General features: G+C 59.2%; 17 protein-coding genes. 9 read left to right on the top strand and 8 right to left on the bottom strand.

What is annotated here, in order from left to right; genetic code table 11:
• The first annotated feature begins 28 nt into the window (after positions 1-28).
• Both AXW11_RS07305 and AXW11_RS07300 read left to right on the top strand, forming a co-directional pair.
• On the top strand, positions 29-1,603 hold the full coding sequence (locus AXW11_RS07305) for a flavin-containing monooxygenase (protein ID WP_091644055.1): 1,575 nt from the start codon (positions 29-31) through the stop codon (positions 1,601-1,603).
• Between the two features lie 55 nt (positions 1,604-1,658).
• Positions 1,659-2,624 (top strand): threonine ammonia-lyase, encoded by a 966-nt coding sequence (locus AXW11_RS07300; RefSeq protein ID WP_091644058.1) that lies wholly within the window; start codon positions 1,659-1,661, stop codon positions 2,622-2,624.
• A gap of 18 nt (positions 2,625-2,642) precedes the next feature.
• Here the strand turns inward: AXW11_RS07300 and AXW11_RS07295 are convergent, their stop codons facing one another.
• The 5 genes from AXW11_RS07295 to AXW11_RS07275 all read right to left on the bottom strand — a co-directional run bounded on the left by AXW11_RS07295 (position 2,643) and on the right by AXW11_RS07275 (position 9,607).
• Positions 2,643-3,416, bottom strand: coding sequence for an SDR family oxidoreductase (locus tag AXW11_RS07295; RefSeq protein ID WP_091644061.1), 774 nt, complete (start codon positions 3,414-3,416; stop codon positions 2,643-2,645).
• 29 nt (positions 3,417-3,445) lie between these two features.
• A complete protein-coding gene (locus tag AXW11_RS07290) occupies positions 3,446-4,594 on the bottom strand; it encodes an acyl-CoA dehydrogenase family protein (protein ID WP_091644063.1) in 1,149 nt (382 codons plus the stop codon).
• A gap of 13 nt (positions 4,595-4,607) precedes the next feature.
• Positions 4,608-5,795, bottom strand: coding sequence for an acyl-CoA dehydrogenase family protein (locus AXW11_RS07285; protein ID WP_091644066.1), 1,188 nt, complete (start codon positions 5,793-5,795; stop codon positions 4,608-4,610).
• Positions 5,796-6,256: 461 nt separating this feature from the next.
• Positions 6,257-7,438, bottom strand: a complete 1,182-nt coding sequence (locus AXW11_RS07280; RefSeq protein WP_091644069.1) for an acetyl-CoA C-acyltransferase — start codon at positions 7,436-7,438, stop codon at positions 6,257-6,259.
• 72 nt (positions 7,439-7,510) lie between these two features.
• Positions 7,511-9,607 (bottom strand): 3-hydroxyacyl-CoA dehydrogenase NAD-binding domain-containing protein, encoded by a 2,097-nt coding sequence (locus tag AXW11_RS07275; RefSeq protein WP_091644072.1) that lies wholly within the window; start codon positions 9,605-9,607, stop codon positions 7,511-7,513.
• A gap of 190 nt (positions 9,608-9,797) precedes the next feature.
• Here AXW11_RS07275 and AXW11_RS07270 point away from each other — a divergent pair, with 190 nt between their 5' ends.
• Both AXW11_RS07270 and AXW11_RS07265 read left to right on the top strand, forming a co-directional pair.
• The gene (locus AXW11_RS07270; RefSeq protein WP_091644075.1) at positions 9,798-10,418 is read left to right on the top strand and encodes a TetR/AcrR family transcriptional regulator; all 621 of its coding nucleotides are present in this window, start codon (positions 9,798-9,800) and stop codon (positions 10,416-10,418) included.
• Positions 10,408-11,226: a hypothetical protein gene (locus tag AXW11_RS07265; RefSeq protein WP_258955226.1), complete on the top strand. Its 819-nt coding sequence runs from the start codon at positions 10,408-10,410 to the stop codon at positions 11,224-11,226. The genes AXW11_RS07270 and AXW11_RS07265 overlap by 11 nt, the downstream gene beginning before the upstream one ends.
• Positions 11,227-11,230: 4 nt before the next feature.
• Here the strand turns inward: AXW11_RS07265 and AXW11_RS07260 are convergent, their stop codons facing one another.
• Positions 11,231-12,103 carry an alpha/beta fold hydrolase gene (locus AXW11_RS07260; RefSeq protein WP_041332957.1) on the bottom strand — a complete coding sequence of 291 codons (873 nt, stop codon included), beginning with the start codon at positions 12,101-12,103 and terminating at the stop codon, positions 11,231-11,233.
• Between the two features lie 66 nt (positions 12,104-12,169).
• Positions 12,170-13,078: an alpha/beta hydrolase gene (locus AXW11_RS07255; protein WP_091644077.1), complete on the bottom strand. Its 909-nt coding sequence runs from the start codon at positions 13,076-13,078 to the stop codon at positions 12,170-12,172.
• A 110-nt stretch (positions 13,079-13,188) separates the two neighbouring features.
• On the opposite strand from AXW11_RS07255, the gene AXW11_RS07250 reads away from it, so the two are divergent.
• The 5 genes from AXW11_RS07250 (at position 13,189) to AXW11_RS07230 (ending at position 17,078) form a co-directional block, all read left to right on the top strand.
• A complete protein-coding gene (locus AXW11_RS07250) occupies positions 13,189-14,193 on the top strand; it encodes a GlxA family transcriptional regulator (protein WP_041332961.1) in 1,005 nt (334 codons plus the stop codon).
• Between the two features lie 35 nt (positions 14,194-14,228).
• Complete coding sequence (rluF, locus tag AXW11_RS07245) at positions 14,229-15,194, top strand: 23S rRNA pseudouridine(2604) synthase RluF (RefSeq protein ID WP_091644080.1); 966 nt, start codon at positions 14,229-14,231, stop codon at positions 15,192-15,194.
• 79 nt (positions 15,195-15,273) lie between these two features.
• Complete coding sequence (locus AXW11_RS07240; protein ID WP_036211528.1) at positions 15,274-15,906, top strand: MarC family protein; 633 nt, start codon at positions 15,274-15,276, stop codon at positions 15,904-15,906.
• Positions 15,906-16,460 carry a gamma-glutamylcyclotransferase gene (locus AXW11_RS07235; protein WP_091644083.1) on the top strand — a complete coding sequence of 185 codons (555 nt, stop codon included), beginning with the start codon at positions 15,906-15,908 and terminating at the stop codon, positions 16,458-16,460. Before AXW11_RS07240 ends, AXW11_RS07235 begins: the two co-directional genes overlap by 1 nt.
• Before the next feature lie 183 nt (positions 16,461-16,643).
• Positions 16,644-17,078 (top strand): hypothetical protein, encoded by a 435-nt coding sequence (locus AXW11_RS07230; RefSeq protein ID WP_091644086.1) that lies wholly within the window; start codon positions 16,644-16,646, stop codon positions 17,076-17,078.
• Between the two features lie 199 nt (positions 17,079-17,277).
• Here AXW11_RS07230 and ada read toward each other — a convergent pair whose 3' ends face one another.
• The gene (gene ada / locus AXW11_RS07225; protein ID WP_091644088.1) at positions 17,278-18,342 is read right to left on the bottom strand and encodes a bifunctional DNA-binding transcriptional regulator/O6-methylguanine-DNA methyltransferase Ada; all 1,065 of its coding nucleotides are present in this window, start codon (positions 18,340-18,342) and stop codon (positions 17,278-17,280) included.
• Between the last annotated feature and the right edge of the window lie 261 nt (positions 18,343-18,603).

The raw sequence follows: 18,603 nt of genomic DNA, 5'->3' as shown, positions 1-18,603 counted from the left end.
AAGGCCAGCGAACAACGAGGTGGAAAACATGAGTCAGACAGCAAAAATCGCCATCATCGGCACCGGATTCTCCGGCCTGGGCATGGGGATCAAACTCAAGGAAGCCGGATACGACAACTTCGTCATCCTCGAACAAAGCGACGACGTCGGCGGCACCTGGCACGAAAACCACTACCCCGGCTGTGCCTGCGACGTCCAATCCGCCCTCTACTCCTTCTCGTTCGAACAAAACCCCAATTGGACCCGCATGTTCGCCCAGCAGAAAGAAATCCAGGCCTACCTGCGAAGCTGCGCCGAAAAATACGACCTCATGAAACACGTGCGCTTGAACACCCACGTGGCGGGTGCCCGCTTTGACGAGAAAACCCAAAGCTGGACCGTCGAAACCTGCGACAGCCCCAAACTCTGGGCCTACATGCAGGACAAGGGCCTGAACCCCGGCGACAAACTCAACCGCAAAGACAAGGGCCTGCCCAAATTCAGCACCTTCAAGGCGGATGTTGTGGTTTCCGGCATGGGCGGCCTTAGCACCCCGGCATACCCCAACATCAAAGGCATCGACACCTTCACCGGCAAAAGCTTCCACTCCCAGGACTGGGACCATGACTACGACTTCAAGGGCAAGCGCGTAGCGGTGATTGGCACCGGCGCCTCAGCCATTCAGTTCGTACCGGAAGTGGCCAAAGACGCAGCTCACCTCGACCTCTACCAGCGGACTCCACCATGGATCGTACCCAAGCCTGACCGCGAGATCCGCTCGCTGGAACGGATGATGTTCCGCAAGTTCCCGCAGACCCTGAACGCCTTTCGCCAGAGCATCTACTGGATGTTGGAAGCACGGGTACTGGGCTTTGTAGGCAATCCGCGAATCCTCAAAATCGGCGAATTACAGGCACGCCGCCATATCCGAAACCAGATCAAGGACAAGGAACTGCGCAGGAAAGTTACCCCGGATTTTCACTTCGGCTGCAAGCGGGTGCTGATTTCAAACAACTATTACCCGGCGCTGGCCCAGGATAACGTCGACGTGCTGACCGACGGCATCCGCGAAGTGCGCGGCAATATGATCGTGGATAACAACGGCCATGAGAGGGAAGTGGACTGCATCATTTATGGCACCGGCTTCAAGGCCCAGGACCCGATACCCGCAGGCATGGTACATGGCCGTGGCGGCCAGGACCTGCTGGACGCATGGAAAGGCGGTGCCGAAGCCTACAAGGGTAGCGCCATTGCCGGCTTCCCCAACTTCTTCATGCTCATGGGCCCCAATACCGGCCTCGGCCACAGCTCCATGGTCTATATGATCGAAAGCCAGATCCAGTATGTGCTGGATGCCCTGAAGAAAATGGACAAGCACGGCTGGAAGAGCGTGGAAGTGAAGGAAGACGCCCAAAGCCAATACAACGCCTCTATTCACGCCAAGCTCGGCGACTCCGTGTGGCAGACCGGCTGCAAGAGCTGGTATGTAAACGAGAACGGCAAGAACACCACGCTGTGGCCGGGCTTCACCTGGCAATTCCGCCAGCAGACGAAGCGGTTTGACGCGGGGCAGTATGTGTGTGAGCCAGAGGCTGTTGAAGCGGGCGAGGCTGTTGTGACTTGATCGCTGGCCCCAATGGGGCCATGGTTTGGTAATGGGAGCAAATGGAGCACGCACCATGACCAAACCAACCCTTCCTGACCTATCCCGAATTCAGGCAGCAGAGCAGCGCATTCGACCGAAGCTGGGCGAAACACCGCTCCTGACTGTGCCTGACCTGAACGCCGCAATCGGCCAGCCACTGGGTCTGAAATGCGAGAGTCTTCAGCGCACCGGCAGCTTCAAGGCCCGGGGTGCCCTGAACTGGCTGCTGACCGCCAGTGCTGACGAACTCAAGTCCGGCCTAGTGACGGTTTCCGCCGGGAATCATGCAATCGGCCTGGCCTGGGCGGCGGCCATGCAGGATGTTCCGCTCACGGTGGTGATGCCGGAAGGTTCCAGCCCGTTGAAGATTCACCGCACCCGGGCGCTGGGTGCCGAGGTTATTGTGCACGGTAATATTCAGCAAGCGGTGGCCCGGTGCCACGAATTACGGGACAACAGCGGGTTAACATTGGTCCACCCTTATAACGACGTTCGAATTATGGCCGGGCAAGGCACCGTTGGTCTGGAATTGCTGCGCCAGCAGCCGGATGTGGATCGGATACTGTGCCCCATCGGAGGCGGCGGTTTGATTTCCGGGCTGGGGCTGGCCATTAAGGCACAAAAGCCGGAGGTGGAACTGATCGGCGTGGAGCCGGAAGGCGCGGCCACCATGTTCAACGCCTGGCACAAGCAGGATGCCAGCGCCAGCCTCGACTCGGTGGATACCTGGGCCGCCAGCCTGGCACCGGCAGTGGTCGGTGACTGCACCTATGCCGCGTCCCGTCAGGTGGTGGACCAGATCGTGACGGTTACCGAGTCGGCTATCCGGGAAGCCACACGTCGCCTGCTGACTGAAGCCAGGCTCTATGTAGAGCCTGGTGCCAGTGTCGGGCTGGCGGCGTTATTGGAAAACCAGGTTGCGCCTGATCCGGACAGGGCCACGGTTCTGATTATTACTGGTGGTAACCTGGACCCGGAGCAGGTTAGTCAGTGCCTTTAACAGACGAGAGGGGCATGCTTAACTAACCAGCGTGCCGCCATCCACTGCCAGGCATTGCCCGGTAATGTGTCGTCCGGCTTCAGACGCCAGCAACACCGCTGCACCTTTCAGATCTTCTTCGCCACCAAAGCGCTTGAGCGGAATACGCTCAAGCATTTTGTCGCCTTGTGCATCCAACAGTCCCTGAGACATCTTGGACGGGAAGAAGCCTGGACAAAGCGCGTTCACATTGATGTTGTAATGACCCCATTCGGACGCCAGGGCGCGGGTGAAGTTCACCATGGCGCCCTTGCTGGTGTTGTAGGCGATGGTCTGCATGCCCTCCGGGTTGCCAGATAGCCCGGCAATGGAGGCGATATTGATCACCTTGCCGGTCTTGCGCGGGATCATGCAGCGCTTGCCGACGGTCTGGGTGAGGAAAAAGCTGGCGTTCACATTCAGGTTCATTACCTTCATCCAACCCTCGGGCGGATAGTCCTCCGCTGGGGCTCCCCAGGTGGCGCCGGCGTTGTTCACCAGAATATCGATGTCGCCGAGCTGCTCGACCACCTGATCCACCACCTTGGGAATACCTTCCAGATCGCCCAGATCGGCCGCGATGGTCACCACCGTCACGCCCTGGCTTTCCAGGTGTTCTTTGGCCGCATCCAGCTCGTGCTGTTTGCGGGCGCTGATGGCGATTTTCGCGCCCAGTTCACCAAGCGCCTCGGCCATTTGCAGGCCCAGGCCGCGGGAGCCGCCCGTGATGAAGGCGACTTTGCCGGACAGGTCCAGTAGTTGTTTTACACTCATAGTCGATTCCTTGTTATCAGTCCGTAGGTTCAGGCGCTGGCGGACAGTAGACCGTCGCTGACCTGGGCCAGATGATGATCCGCGTCGCCGAACAGCAGGTTGATGGTGGTCAGCCGCTTGAACAGGTGCGCCGCGAACATCTCGTCCGTCACGCCCATACCACCGTGCAGCTGAACACCTTCCTGGGCCACATAACGGGCACCCTGGCCGACCAGGGTTTTAGCCATGGACAGCGCGTTGCGGCGCTCGTCGGTGTCGTCGGAATCGGCGGTGTTGGCCGCCAGAATTGCCATGGATTTGGACTGCTCTGCCTGGACAAACATATCCGCCATCCGGTGTTGCAGCACCTGGAATTTGCCGATGGGCACGCCGAACTGTTTACGGGTTTTGATGTAGTCCAGCGTGGTTTCGTTCATGGCTTCCATGGCACCTACCGCTTCGGCACAGACCGCTGCAATGCCCAGATCGATGGCTTTCTCAATGTGCGGGAACGCTTGATCCAGCTCACCCAGCAGATTGTCGGCGCTGACGGCGACATTGGAGAAACTGATGCCTGCGATGCGGTAGCCGTCATGGGCGGCGTAGTCGTCAATTTTCACGCCTTTGGCATTGGCATCGATGACGAACAGGGACAGCCCGGCCTCGTCATTGGCGTTGCCGCTGGTGCGAGCGGAAACCACCAATTGGTCTGCCTGACCGCCATGAATGACGGCCGTTTTCTGGCCGCTGACCATAAAGTGGTCGCCGTCCTTGCGGGCAGTGGTCTGTACCTGGCTCAGGTTGTAGCGCGCGCCGGGTTCGTAATGTGCAAAGGCCATCTTGCGCTCGCCGGAAGCGATCGCCGTCAGGTACTCGTCTTTTTGGGAGTCGTTGCCCACATCACGAATCAGCCCGCCGGCCAGAACGACCGTAGCCAGATAGGGCTCAACCACCAGGCCGCGACCGAAGTTTTCCATCACCACCATGGTGTCGACGGCGTTGCCATCCAGACCGCCAAAGGCTTCGGGGAAGGTGAACGCCAGCAGGCCCATATCCGCCAGGGCGGCCCAGGTGTTCGGGTCGGTGCCCTTGCCGGATTCGATGAAGGTGCTGCGCTTTTCAAAGCTGTACTCGTTGGTCACAAAGCGGCGCAACGAGTCGTTCAGCATTTGCTGTTCGTCGGTAAGATCGAAATTCATAAGACCGCCTCCTTTAAAGACCAAGCACGAGCTGGGCAATGATGTTGCGCTGGATCTCGTTGGACCCGCCAAAGATCGACAGCTTGCGCATGTTGAAGTAATCGCCGGCCGCCGGGGTAGCATCGATGGACCCGGCACGGGGGCCGTTGTAGTCCAGTTCCAGGGCGTCCGGAATGTGCGCAATGGCATCCTGTCCGGTGGCTTCCATCAGCAGTTCAAACAGTTTTTGGCCGATCTCTGTGCCACGGATTTTCAAAATCGATGCCTGGGGGCCGGGGCCGCGCTTGTCGGTCAAAACCCGCAGCACGGTCAGCTCCAGCGCGCGCAGCTCAATATCCAGTTGCGCCAGACGATCGCGGAAACGGGTATTTTCGATCAGCGGCCGCTGGCCGTCCTGCTCCTCGTTGGCCACGACTTTCAGGCGCTTCATCAACGCTTTCCACTGCCCGACGTTCGCCAGCCCGGTACGCTCGTGCCCAAGCAGGAACTTGGCGTAGGTCCAGCCCTGGTTCTCTTCGCCGATCAGGTTCTCGGCGGGCACTTTCACGTTATCGAAATAGACTTCGTTAATCTCGTGCTCGCCATCCAGCATGATGATGGGCTTCACATCAATGCCAGGGTCGTTCATGTCGATCAGCAGGAAGGAAATGCCCTGTTGCGGCTTGCCTTCGTTGCTGGTGCGCACCAGACAGAAGATCCAGTCGGCGTGCTGGCCAAGGGTGGTCCAGGTTTTCTGGCCGTTGACGATGTAGTGATCGCCTTCGCGCTTGGCGGAGCAGCGTAGTGACGCGAGGTCGGAGCCGGAGCCCGGCTCGGAATAGCCCTGACACCACCAGTCTTCGCCGCTGAGGATGCCCGGCAGGAAGCGCTTTTTCTGCTCGTCGTTACCAAAGGTCATGATCACCGGGGCAACCATGCGCAGGCCGAAGTCTAGCTGGCGGGGTGCGCCGGCGAGGGCGCATTCTTCTTCAAAGATGATCTGTTCAATCGGGCTCCAGCCCGGGCCGCCGAATTCTTCCGGCCAGGTGGAGGCGCCCCAGCCTTTTTCATACAGAATTTTCTGCCAGCGCTGGGTCATGTCTTTGTCGTGGCGCAGGCGTTTCTGGACGCGTTCGCGGATGTCGTCCGGGAGGTTGTCCTCCAGGAACTGGCGAACGTCGGCGCGGAAGGCCTCTTGTTCCGGGGTGTAATTCAGGTCCATGTTGCACCTCTTGTCTGATGGCTGAGGTTAATGGTTTTAACTTGTGAGTGGCCTTTTGATTTTTGATGCCGGGCCTACGAACTCGGGGGCGGCGCCGAATGGGTATCCCCTTTCAAAACACGCTCCTTCGGCCCATCCATGGGGCGCTTGGACTCCGCCATCCATGGCTCCGTACAGTTTTGAAAGGGGATACCCATCCGACGCTTTGACTCCGCGCTTGCCTGTTATTGAAAAAGCTTTAACGAGCACTCGCACTGCGTTTAATGGTTGCACCTGTTTGCCTTTGCACACAGCTCTGGGTGGCCGTTGGGAGTGGGTGTCCAAAACCGTGCGGAGCCATGGATGGCGGAGCCCGAGCGTCACATGGACGTGCCGTAAGGAGCGTGTTTTGGACACCCACTCCCAACGGGCACTTTCACCCAAGCCAAGGGCAACCGAGGCTTCAGGCAGCAACCAAAGCCTTAGGCAACCTCAAACAATCCAGCAGCACCCATACCGGTGCCGACGCACATGGTGACGACCACATATTTTACGCCCCGGCGTTTGCCTTCGATCAGGGCGTGGCCGACCAGGCGGGAGCCGGTGGTGCCGTAGGGGTGGCCGACGGCGATGGCGCCGCCGTTGACGTTCAGGCGGTCCATGGGGATGCCAAGTTTGCGCTGGCAGTACAGAACCTGCACGGCGAAGGCTTCGTTGAGTTCCCACAGACCGATGTCGTCGACGGACAGGCCGGCGCGTTTGAGCAGTTTGGGAACCGCGAAGACCGGGCCGATGCCCATTTCGTCGGGTTCGCAACCAGCAACCGCGAAACCACGGAAGATGCCCAGCGGAGTGGCGCCGCGCTGTTCGGCCACTTTGCTGTCCATCAGAACGCAGGCAGAGGCGCCGTCGGAGAACTGGCTGGCGTTGCCTGCCGTGACCACGCCGCCTTCCATTGCTGAGCGGATCTTGCTGACGCCTTCCAGGTTGGTTCCCGGACGGATGCCTTCGTCCTGGCTGACGGTCACTTCCTGGCTGCTGAGCTGGCCGGTGGCTTTGTCAGCGACGCCCATGGTGGTGGTGATGGGTACGATTTCGTCGTCGAACTTGCCGTCCTGGCGGGCCTGATCGGCCAGGTTCTGGCTGCGAACACCGTATTCGTCCATGTCTTCTTTCTTGATGTCGTAGCGCTTGGCCACGGTTTCAGCGGTGTCTAGCATGGACCAGTACAGCTCCGGCTTGTGCTTCGCCAGCCAGGGTTCCATGAAGTAGTTCTGGTTCACGTCGGCCTGCACGGTGGAGATGGATTCAACACCGCCGGCAACCATCACGGGTACCTTGTCGACCGCAATGTGCTGTGCGGCCATGGCGATGGCCTGCAAGCCGGACGAGCAGAAGCGGTTAATGGTCGCGCCGCCAACAGTGACGGGCAGACCGGCGCGAATGGCACCCATACGGGCCACGTCGTTGCCGGTGGAGCCTTCCGGCAGGGCGCAGCCCATCAGCACGTCTTCGATCTCGTTGGGGTCGACCTTGGAGCGCTCGACCGCGTGCTGGATGGCGTGACCGGCCAAAGTTGCGCCGTGGGTCATGTTCAGGCCGCCGCGCCAGGATTTGGCCAGGGGCGTGCGGGCGGTGGATACGATGACAACATCATTAGACATAACAATTCTCCTTCGTTCGAAGCGCCTGTTTATCGATAAAGGGCAGGCGCCCCGAGGGTATTTGTGGACCGGTTATTTGGCGTCGAAACCTTTGCCTTCCTCAGCGCGCTTGGCCAGCAGCGCTGCGGGCTCCCAGAAACCAGGCTGGGTGTGGCGGTCTTCGGTGAAGGCCTGCATGGCGCGCACCACGTTTGGCAGCCCGACTTCCTCGGCGTAGTGCATGGGGCCGCCGCGGAACACGGGGAAGCCGTAACCGGTCAGGTACACCATGTCGATGTCGGAGGCCCGCTGGGCAATGCCCTCGTCCAGAATCTGGGCGCCTTCGTTCACCAGTGCATAAACGCAACGTTCAACGATTTCCTGATTGCTGATCTTGCGTGGTTTGATGCCCAGTTCAGCGCGGACTTCGTCCACCACTTTGTCCACTTCCGGGTCGTGCAGGGCGTTGCGGTTGCCCGGCTCGTAGCGGTAGAAACCGGCACCGGTCTTCTGGCCGTAGCGGCCCATTTCGCAGATGCGGTCGGCCAGCACCATCTTCACCATGTCCGGGTTTTCCTCGTACTGGCGTTTGCGGATGGCCCAGCCGATGTCGCCGCCGGCCAGGTCGGCCATGCGCAGCGGGCCCATGGCAAATCCAAATTTTTCGATGGCCTTGTCGATCTGTTGCACGCTGGCGCCTTCTTCCAGCATCAGCAGGGCTTCGCGCTGGTACTGGTTGATCATGCGGTTGCCGATAAAGCCGTCGCACACGCCGGAGACCACGGCGGTCTTCTTGATGGTCTTGGCGAGTTTCATGGCGGTGGCCAGTACGTCCTTGGCAGTTTTCTCGCCACGGACGACTTCCAGCAGCTTCATGATGTTGGCCGGACTGAAGAAGTGCAGGCCGATGACGTCTTCCGGGCGCTTGGTGAAGCTGGCGATCTTGTTCACATCCAGGGTGGAGGTGTTGGAGGCCAGAATGGCGCCGGGCTTGCACACCTCGTCCAGTTTTTCGAAGACGGACTGTTTCACGCCCATTTCCTCGAACACCGCTTCGATTACCAGGTCGGCGTCTTTCAGGTCGTCATAGCTCAGCGACGGCTTCACCAGAGCCATCTTGGCCTTGGCGTCGTCCTCGCTCATGCGGCCTTTTTTCACGCGGCCTTCGTAGACCTTGCGAATGGCTTCCACGCCACGGTCCAGGCCTTCCTGCTTCATCTCGACCAGCGTCACCGGGATGCCGGCGTTCAGGAAGTTGATGCTGATGCCGGTGCCCATGGTGCCGCCGCCAATCACGCCAATGGATTTGATGTCTCGGGTCGGGGTGTCGGACGGCACGTCGGCAATCTTGCTGGTCAGGCGTTCGGAGAAAAACGCGTGACGCAGGGCGCGGGATTCCGGCGTTTGCATCAGATTGACGAACGCTTCGCGCTCAACCTCCATGCCCTTGTCGAACGGCATGGTGACGGCGGCTTTCACGGCTTCGACGCACTTCAGCGGGGCCGGGTAGTTCTTGGCCATGGCACCAACGGTGTTGCTGGTGAACATGAAAAAGCCTTCCGGATTGGGGTGCTTGGCTTTCAGGTCGCGCACTTTTTTCAGTGGCAGGTTCTCGCTGACCACCTTGGTGGCGTAGGCGATGGCCGCGTCCAGCAATTCGCCGTCGATAATCTCATCGAACAGGGCGCTGCCCTTGAACTGTTTGGCAGGTACGACGCTGCCGGAGACGATCATATTTACAGCGTGCTCAGCTCCGATGACTCGTGGCAGGCGCTGAGTACCGCCGGCGCCTGGCAGCAGGCCCAATTTTACTTCCGGCAGGGCGATTTGCGCGTCCGGCTTGGCGATGCGGTAGTGGCAACCCAGGGCCAGTTCCAGTCCGCCGCCCATGCAGGCGCCGCTGATGGCCGCGATCACCGGCTTGCGGCTGCTTTCCACGTAGTTGACTACCGTGTTCAGGTTGGGTTCGGCAAAGGCTTTGGGAGAGCCGAACTCGCTGATGTCGGCGCCGCCGGAGAAGGCACGGTCGGAGCCGATCAGTACCACGGCTTTCACTGCATCATCGGCTTCTGCCTGCTGGATACCGTTAACAATACCCCGGCGGAGTTCAAGGCCCAGGCCATTGACGGGCGGGTTGTCGAGTCGGATGACGGCGATGTTGCCGTTCACATCGTAATGGGCAGTACTCATGTAGCAGCTCCCTGATACTGGCATTGGATAGTAGGCGGTGTACGGAAGACCTGTTGAATTATCCATACACTGGTGTATTGTTTGTCCATACACTAATGTATGTTTTGGGCGGGGTCAACGCTTTCAAACATGGCTCCGCTGTTGATGTAGAATTCACACCCAACAGCCAGTAGCAGGACCAGATTCCACCATGACGGATGCCAAACCTCAGAAACGCCGCAGCCGCAAGACGCCGGAAAAAGCACAGTTGACCCGCGACGACTGGCTGGATGCGGCCGCCGGCGAGGTTGCAGCCGGTGGTTTCAGCAACCTGAGGGTGCTGACCCTGGCAAAAAAGCTCGGTGTGACCCGTGGCAGTTTTTACTGGCACTTCAAGGACCACGAAGACCTGATGGTGCGTTTCCTCAACCGCTGGCGGGACCGGCGTCTGCACGAGCTTCAGTACTGGAAACCCAAGGGTGGGGATGTCGAAACCGAATTGCGGCAAATTCTGGAACTGTTGCTCACGGATGCCTCCCGTAATATCCGTCGCCTGCAGGTGGAGCTGGCGGTGCGGGATTTTGCCCGCAGAAATGACTACGCGGCTGATCTGGTCACGCAGGTGGACGAAGCGCGCATCAATCAGAATTGCGAGTTGTATGAACGGTTGAGCAGTGATCCCCAGCGCATTCGCGATCTGTCGCTGCTGATGTACGTGGCCACCATCGGCTCCCAGGTGGTGCTTACGGGGAAGAAGGGCGATGCTGAAACCATACGCCGGGTGGAAGACTTGATGGCGCGCGTGGCGTTGGGGCAGCGTGATGACGGTTAGATGGCTGGCCCTGATCCTGCTGGGGCTCTGTGCCGGCGCCGTTCATGCAGCCGGAGATGAATGTATGGACGGCGCCACCACTGAACTGGAACAGATGTATTGTCGCGTAGTGAGCGAAGGGCTTGGCGGGGGCTTGCCGTCCCCCACGGATTTCAAGCGCAACGATCCGCAGGTGCAGGCATTGCTTCTGCGTCGCCCTGCCGGGCGACTGGGCCTGGAAGTGCCTGAGCCGGGTGCTCCCGCGCAAGCCGACTCCAGCCCCAGATCGTCTGGCGCGGAACCGGAACCCGCTCGCACCGGGCCTGAAGAAGACCCGCCGCAAAGCGGGTTGCTTTCGGATTGCCAACTGGAAGGCCAGCGCATTGCCTGTCCCCGGCAGCGCTATGATCTGGTCTCAAACCAGCCCAACAGCCAGCTGGCGGAAGGAGCCCTGGGGGAGGATAACCGCCTGGGCCTGCGTCCGTTCGAGGGCAATCGCGATGATTCAGAGGGCGTGCGCCGATACCTCTCCAAGGCGTACGACCGCTACATCCCCGCGATGGTGGACATCGGCCTGGGCGCCAACACCATGAGCTTCACGGCGTTCCACAACGCCTTTCACACCATTGAGGATGGCGGCGTCGACTTTGCCCGGCGTATGGAGCAGACCTTCACCTTGCTGAAGCAGGACAAGAAAAAACTCGCGGTAAAAGCCCGTTACCACAACGAGCTTCCGCAGGACCTGTCCCTGTGCACGGTGATCAACCGCGAGATCGTGGTGTGTGACAACGTCGGCACCAACTGGGTGTACGTCAGCCCGTCGAGGTAATAGCTCAGGCTGTGTCCAGGAAATCGTTGAGATACCCGGCGACGGCTTCGGGTTGCTCTTCCTGCAGGAAGTGGCCAGCCTCCACCTCCTTCACTCGCAGGTCTGCGAAGCATTCCTCAATATGATTGAGGTACTCCGGAATGATCACCTTGTCCTTGTTGCCGTAGATATACAGGGCGGGCATGGGCCACGTATGGTCTGCCGTGGTGGCCCAGCGTTTGGCGTCTTCGTGGAAGGTGCGGTAGTAATTGGAGCTGGTACCCGGCGTTCCCGGAATCCGGAAGGTGCGCACGTATTCGTCGAATGCGTCCCGTGGAAACGGGTCGCGGTTCCAGGTGCGCAGGAAATGCCCCAGCCAGGTCTCTTCGGCGCCCGGAATCATCGCTTCAGGCAGGCCTGGCGTCTGCATGAAGTGCTGATACCAGTAGGCTGCACCGCTGCTGGCGCGGACCTTCTCGATCACTTCCTGGTTGCCCTTGAGGTTGTTGATGATGGCGATGTTCATGATCACCAACCTTTGCACCCGGTCGGGGATGGCCAGTGCGACTTCCTGGGCGACGATGCCGCCCCAGTCGTGGCCCACCAGTTGAAACTCATCAATACCGAGCTGGTCCAGCAGGCTGATCACATCCTGTGCCATTTCCTGCTTGCGGTAGTGTTCGATGTCCGGGCTGCGTTCACTGTCGCCCAGTCCTCTCAGGTCGGGGGCGATTATGCGAAAGCCCGCCTTCAGATACGCTGCCACGTGCTCCCAGCAGTAGGAGCTCTCCGGCCAGCCGTGGATCATCACCAACGCCTTGCCACCGGGTGCCCCGCCTTCTCGCCAGGCGAAGCGTCCCCGGGGTGTTTGTCGTTGTTTTGGTTCAGACAGGTGCATGGCTGGGCTCCGTGAATGCGAATGGTACTGCTGCCAGACCATAAACGGACTGACGCAATCGCGCAATCAGAGGGTGTCCACCGGCCTGCCCAGATCCCGAAGCACCGTGTCCACAACCATGGGGCTCCATAGCAGGCGGTGGTGGCCCAGGCCACGGGTGCGGAGCACGTTGGCGTTTTCCCAGTTGTTGAAAACCCGTTCACTTTCGTCTGGCGAAATGGAGGTGTCATCGTCATCAATGACCATCAGGCCCCGCTGGGTGAGGGTCCGTGACAGGGCTTCCAGGTCCAGTTGCTCCCAGACGGATTTGCCGAAACGCTCCTCCATCAATTGCAGATGAACCGCCAGAACGTCCTGGCTCAGGCCGAGTTGACGGACCAGGTTATCCATCACCGCCGTGAGGCTGACGGGGGGCGCCAGCATGACCAGATAATCAGGCTGAAGGCCGTCCGCGATTGCGCGGGCAGCGGCAATGCAGCCAATGGAATGGGCCAGCACCCCGTGGACCCGGCCGACGCTGGCCGCCACCCTGGCAACGACTTCGGCCATTTCGAACAGGTTGGTGCTCTCGCCCTGGGCACGGCCGTGGGCGGGGGCGTCGAATAGGACCACGCGATAGCCGGCTTCCACCAGCGGGTTGACCCAGGCGCCGAACTGGATGCCGGCACCGGCCCAGCCGTGAACGCCCAGAATCACAGGCCCCTGGCCCCAGGAATACACCGGAATGGTCCGGGCGCCGTGCTGCAGCTGGGTATAGCTGTCAGCATTGTCCAGCAGGTATTCATAGCGGGATGGCATGGGCAGGCGCGAGGGCCTGAACGCCATGCGGTTAACCAGCCGGCCGGCTTTCTCAGGGGCCATTCGACCGTAGAGTTGAAGTGCCAGGCGGATGGGCGAAAACCCCTTCGGGCCTTCAACCTTGTGGGTTGTCGGTCGCTCGAAGATCACTGATTGAGTGTTCAGTTGTGAGGTCATGGTGAAAGTCCTTCTTCCAGTGGTAGTGGATGACAGGTTCAGGTTAGGGCTTGCGGGTTGCCAGCAGGAGTGTCATATTTGACATATAAAGTGCTGAAAGGGCCATTTCCATGTTCAATGTTGCCATTGTTGCCTTTCCCAACTGCCATGCCTCCGGTGTGCACGGCATCATGGATTTCTTCACCGTTGCCAACTTCTGCGGCCGCGCTCCGGCTGGCCGCAGCGAGCCCCTGTTTAATTGCCAGGTGGTGACGGTGGACGACCAGCCAGTCCGCGGGTACAGCGGTGCGGTGGTGACGCCAACCTGCAAGCGTGGGGATTTCGAGCCGGACCTGATCGTGGTGGGCTCCTCGGTGGAAGCCGCCGTGGGCGCGGAACGGCTGGAGAAGACGCTCGCACCCTCAAGACCGCTTTACGGCTGGTTGCGGGAAGGCCTGGAGAGGGGCGCCGTGCTGGCGAGCGTCTGCACCGGCAGTTTCGTACTGGCGGAGGCGGGTTTGCTGGACGACCAGGTGGCCACCACCCACTGGCGGGCAGCGCCGCTGTTCCGTGCCCGCTATCCGCACCTGCGCCTGGAGGAAGACCAGTTGCTGGTGGATAACGGCCGCATCATCTGTGCCGGCGGCGCCACTGCGTTTGTGGATCTGTGTAGTTACCTGGTGGAGCGCTTCTCGTCACCGGCGGTTGCCCTGGCCTGCAGCAAGATGCTGGTGCTGGACGGCCGCCGGGCGGAGCAAACGCCCTACATGGCCTTCTACAGCCAGAAAGCCCATCAGGATGACGCTATCCGCAAGGCACAGTCCTGGCTTGAACAGCACTACGCCGATGCACTGACCATCGACGAAGTGGCTGCCGTAGCGGGCCTCGGCACCCGCACCTTCAAGCGTCGTTTCAAGGAAGCCACTGGCGAAACCCCGATCGGCTACCTGCAGCATCTTCGGATCGAGGCGGCCAAGCACCTGCTGGAATCCAGCCGCGAACAGACTGCACGCATCATCTGGAGTGTGGGTTACGAAGATGCCAGTTCGTTCCGGAGGCTGTTTAAACGCACGGTAGGCTGTACCATGGAGCAATACCGCAAGCGTTTCAGCTATGTATCCCCAAAAGTGGCCTGATGCCCCGACGATCCCCGACCGAAGACAGGACTCCCATGCCCGGCAAAAACTCCACCCGCCTCAACAAATACATCAGCGAGAGTGGCATGTGTTCCCGGCGGGAGGCCGACCGCTATATCGAGAACGGCAACGTTGCCATTAATGGCAAGGCGGCCCAGGTGGGCGATCAGGTGCTGCCCGGCGACAAGGTCACGGTGAACGGCCAGTTGATCGAGCCGCGAGACGAAGAGGACCTGATCTTTATCGCCCTCAACAAGCCCGTGGGCGTGGTCAGCACCACCGACCCGGCGGAGCGCCGTAACATCGTCAACCATGTGGGCCATGGTGAGCGGATCTTCCCCATTGGCCGACTGGACAAGGACTCCCAGGGGCTGATTTTCCTCACCAGCAATGGCGATCTGGTGAACAAAATCCTGCGCGCGGGCAACAACCACGAGAAGGAATACCTGGTCACCGTCAACAAGCCGGTGACCGCAGAATTCGTGCAGGGTATGAGCGCCGGGGTACCGATACTGGGCACGGTCACCAAACGCTGCCAGGTCGAAAAGGTGTCCCGTTTCGTGTTCCGTATTACCCTGGTTCAGGGCCTGAACCGACAGATTCGTCGCATGTGCGAGTTCTTTGATTACGAAGTAACAAAGCTAGAGCGTGTGCGCATCATGAATATCAGCCTCAAAGGACTAGCAGTCGGAGAGTGGCGGGATCTGGGGCCGAAGGAGTTGGCCGGGTTGTTTGACATGATCCGCGATTCGTCCTCGGAAGTGAGCCCCGAAACCCGTAGCGAAACGAAAAAGCCGGCGAGCAAGCGGCCTGGCAAAAAGCCCGGGACATCGCCGTCAGGACCGCGTGGAAAGGGCGCAAAGGCAGGACAGCCCGGTAGGCCAGGAAAGCCCGCTGGAAAACACGGCAAACCCTCGCGCCCGGGAAAACCCGGCAAGCCGGGAAAGCCGGGAAAGCCAGGAAAGCCACGCAAACCCAGGCAAAGCAGCGTTAAGCGCTAGGATACGTTCAGTTCCGTACGGCACGAAGGCGCCACTGTCGCTATGCTATACCGCTTTTACCCCTGACCGGATATTCCGAATGTTTGAAGCGTTTATCAGTACCTACATCAGCAGCACGATCCGCTTTATGTTCCTGCTGGCGCCGTTTTTCGTGGTCACCATGTTTCTGGCGTTAACCCGGGGGCTGCCGGCGTCTGAGAAGCGTTCGATTATCCGCCGTTCCACCGTATCCGCAATGATTCTGGGGTTGGTACTGTTCTTTGCCGGCCCACTGTTGTTCAGTGCCATTGGCATTACCCTGAACTCGTTCCGGATCGGTGCTGGCAGCCTGCTGTTCCTGACTGCCATCAGCCTGGTCACCAGCGGTACCCGCAACCACGCCACCGGGCTGCCGGATGAAGACCGCGATGACATTGCCGTGGTGCCACTGGCGATTCCGGTGATGATAGGCCCTGCGACCATCGGTGCCATCCTGGTTTACGGGGCCGAGCTGAACGCTGTGCCGGAAGTGGCCGGAGGGCTTCTGGGGCTGGTGTCGGGGCTGGTTATCCTGGCGGTTCTACTGCACTTGTCTGGATACCTGGAAAAGGCGCTGGGTAAGACCGGGCTGAACATACTCTCCAAGATCAGCGGCCTGATTCTGTCTGCCATGGCGGCGGAAATTGTATTAACGGGCATCGCTGGATTTATTGCTTCCACGTCGGCCTCCTGATGTCTTTCGATACCGTAGCGCACAATCGCAGTCGCCAGCAGTTTGACGGAGTGTCCTCCGTGTGGCTGTTCGGCTATGGCTCGCTGATCTACAAGGTGGACTTCCCCTTCCTTGAGCAGCAGCCGGCGACGATTGAAGGCTGGGCCCGGCGTTTCTGGCAGGGCTCCCATGATCATCGCGGTACTCCGGAGGCTCCCGGGCGTGTGGTCACGCTGGTCAGCCAGCCTGGTGCGACATGCAAGGGCATGGCCTATCGGGTATCACCGGACGTGTTTGAGCACCTGGATGTACGTGAGAAGAACGGCTACCTGCGCTTCAGCACGACCATGACATTTGATGACGGTAGCAATGCGGAAGGCCTTGTTTATATTGCCACCGAGGACAACGCCGCTTTTCTGGGGCCCGCTTCGACGCTCGACATTGCCAGCCAGATTGCGCGTTCGTCCGGGCCAAGTGGCCCTAACAGCGAGTATCTGCTGAAGTTGGCGGACGCTTTGCGGGCACTGGGGGATCATGATCCCCACGTGTTCGAGTTGGAATCCCACCTGCGTTGATTCTGTCGTGACGGTCAGCCGGCCACGGCAACTGTAAAGACTGTCCGCGCCTGCGTAAAAGAAGTGCAAAGCCGCCGCCGATCGCCTGACTTTCCCCGGCAATTCCGTACTCTGAAGTGAGGGAGCAGCCACAGAGTGTTCGTGGATGCTAATCCGGGATCTGAAAAGATCGGGAGAAGAACGATGAAAGCATTTCTGATTGGCAGTTGTCTTGTTGGCCTGATAATGGCCACCAGCCCGGCTGTGGCAGATTCTGACAGGCGGGAGAACCACAGGGCAGGGTTCCACCAGAAAGTGGACCACGACAGGGGCATACCCCACCACAAGAAGCTTCTGTCATCCCGGCACCGCGATGCGGATGCACACCACGGCCACCGGGATCGCAAGTATGGCTGGAAAAACAAGGCTCACAACCGACACAAACACGGTTGGAAGCATAAGAAGTACCACCAGAAAAGGCATGGTTACCATGGCCACAAGCGCCATTGGAACAAACACCGTCACCATTACCGGGATGATCGTGGCACCCGTTTCCGGTTCTACTACAACAACGGCACCTACCCTATGGAGTATCAGGTGCTGCAGGGCGCTCAGCTACTGATTGACGTAACTCGTTGATTGCTTGGGTTAAAGCCTCTCGCTGGCGCCTGTGAACGGCGCCGGCTCTTCAGTCCGATCATTATCAGCGGGGATTCTGCCTCAAAAAAAGACCGCTTCTAAACAAAAGCGGACACTGCTCTAAGCGGAGTTTATGCCCGTAACGGGCTCCTTTGTAGACGCCAGTCATAGGGCGGGCTACTTGCATAGACGTTAAGTATTATTCAGCCCGTCGTTCTCTTTCCGAGCCTAGTAATGCCCGTTTTCGCTCCAATCCCCAGCGGTATCCGCCAAGACTTCCGTCACCCCTTAAGACCCGGTGGCAAGGAATGAGCACGCCTATACGGTTTTTTGCACACGCCGAAGCAACTGCCCTGACCGCTTTTGGCTTGTCGATTTGCTGAGCCACCTCGCTATAGCTGAGAACGTCACCTTCTCGGATGCTCAACAGGAATTGCCATACCTTCATTTGAAACGCGGTTCCCCGCATATCAAGCGGTAAGTCAGGCCTTGGGGCACCTTTGCTGATATGCTGATCCAAGGCTTCCATCCAGGCATCAAGTTCGGGGGCGTCTTGCGCAGGTGAAATGCTCAATTCGGCACTAGGGAATTCCCCTTTCAGGTTGGTGACCAGTGACACTTCATTATCACCGAATTGGACAAAACAGACTCCCTTATCCGTCGCTGCCATGGCCATCAGGCCAAGAGCGGTGTTTCGGCAAGCGTAGGTGATGACTTCACCAGCACCGCCTGCTCGGTAGGCCTTGGGCGTCATCCCGATATTGCGTGTCGCTTCACCGTAGACGCGGCTAATGGAGCCAAATCCCGAAGAAAAAATTGCATCGGTTACGCTGTCGCCTTCTTTCAAGGATTGCTTGAAATGCCGCATGCGAACCGCATCTTGATAGGCTTTAGGTGAGACGCCAAAGGCTTTTTTGAATATTCTTTGTAGCCTTGAAGGAGACAGCCCTGCTATCTCAGCCAAGTTAAATAGTGTTAGCCGCTCGTCGGCATATTCCTCAATATGACGGGCTACCTCCACCAATCGAGCTACTCGTGGAGTGCCTTCCGTCGCTTGGCAACGCTTGCAAGGCCTGAAACCAGCCAGCACGGCGCTTGCAATAGTTGGAAAAAATCTTAGGTTTTCGGGCTTGGCTGGGCGAGCGGAGCAGGATGGTTGGCAGAATACGCCCGTCGTGATAACGCCATAGAAAAACTGTCCATCGAAGGACTTATCCCTTGCTTGTATTGCTACTCGCATCAGCTGTTCAGATGGCATCGACATGACGTAACCCTTTGCTCGAATTTGACAATATGTAGTTGAACTGACTTTGCGAGGCGTATCTATCCGATTATTGCTGAGTAATTTCAAATCGAGCAATTTATTGCGTTAGGACACACTGAGCAAGACAGAGCAGCGAAAGTGAATTAGAACGCAATAATTGCATATTCCGGCCCATCGTGACCGCCCATTCCGTTTGAACGTGACCGCCTGTTCCGGGTGATCGTGACCGCTCATTCCGTTTTATCGTGACCGATTTTGGAC

It is taken from the genome of Marinobacter sp. Hex_13 (assembly GCF_001566815.1).
GTDB lineage: Bacteria > Pseudomonadota > Gammaproteobacteria > Pseudomonadales > Oleiphilaceae > Marinobacter > Marinobacter salarius.
This window is presented reverse-complemented; position numbering and strand designations above follow the sequence as displayed.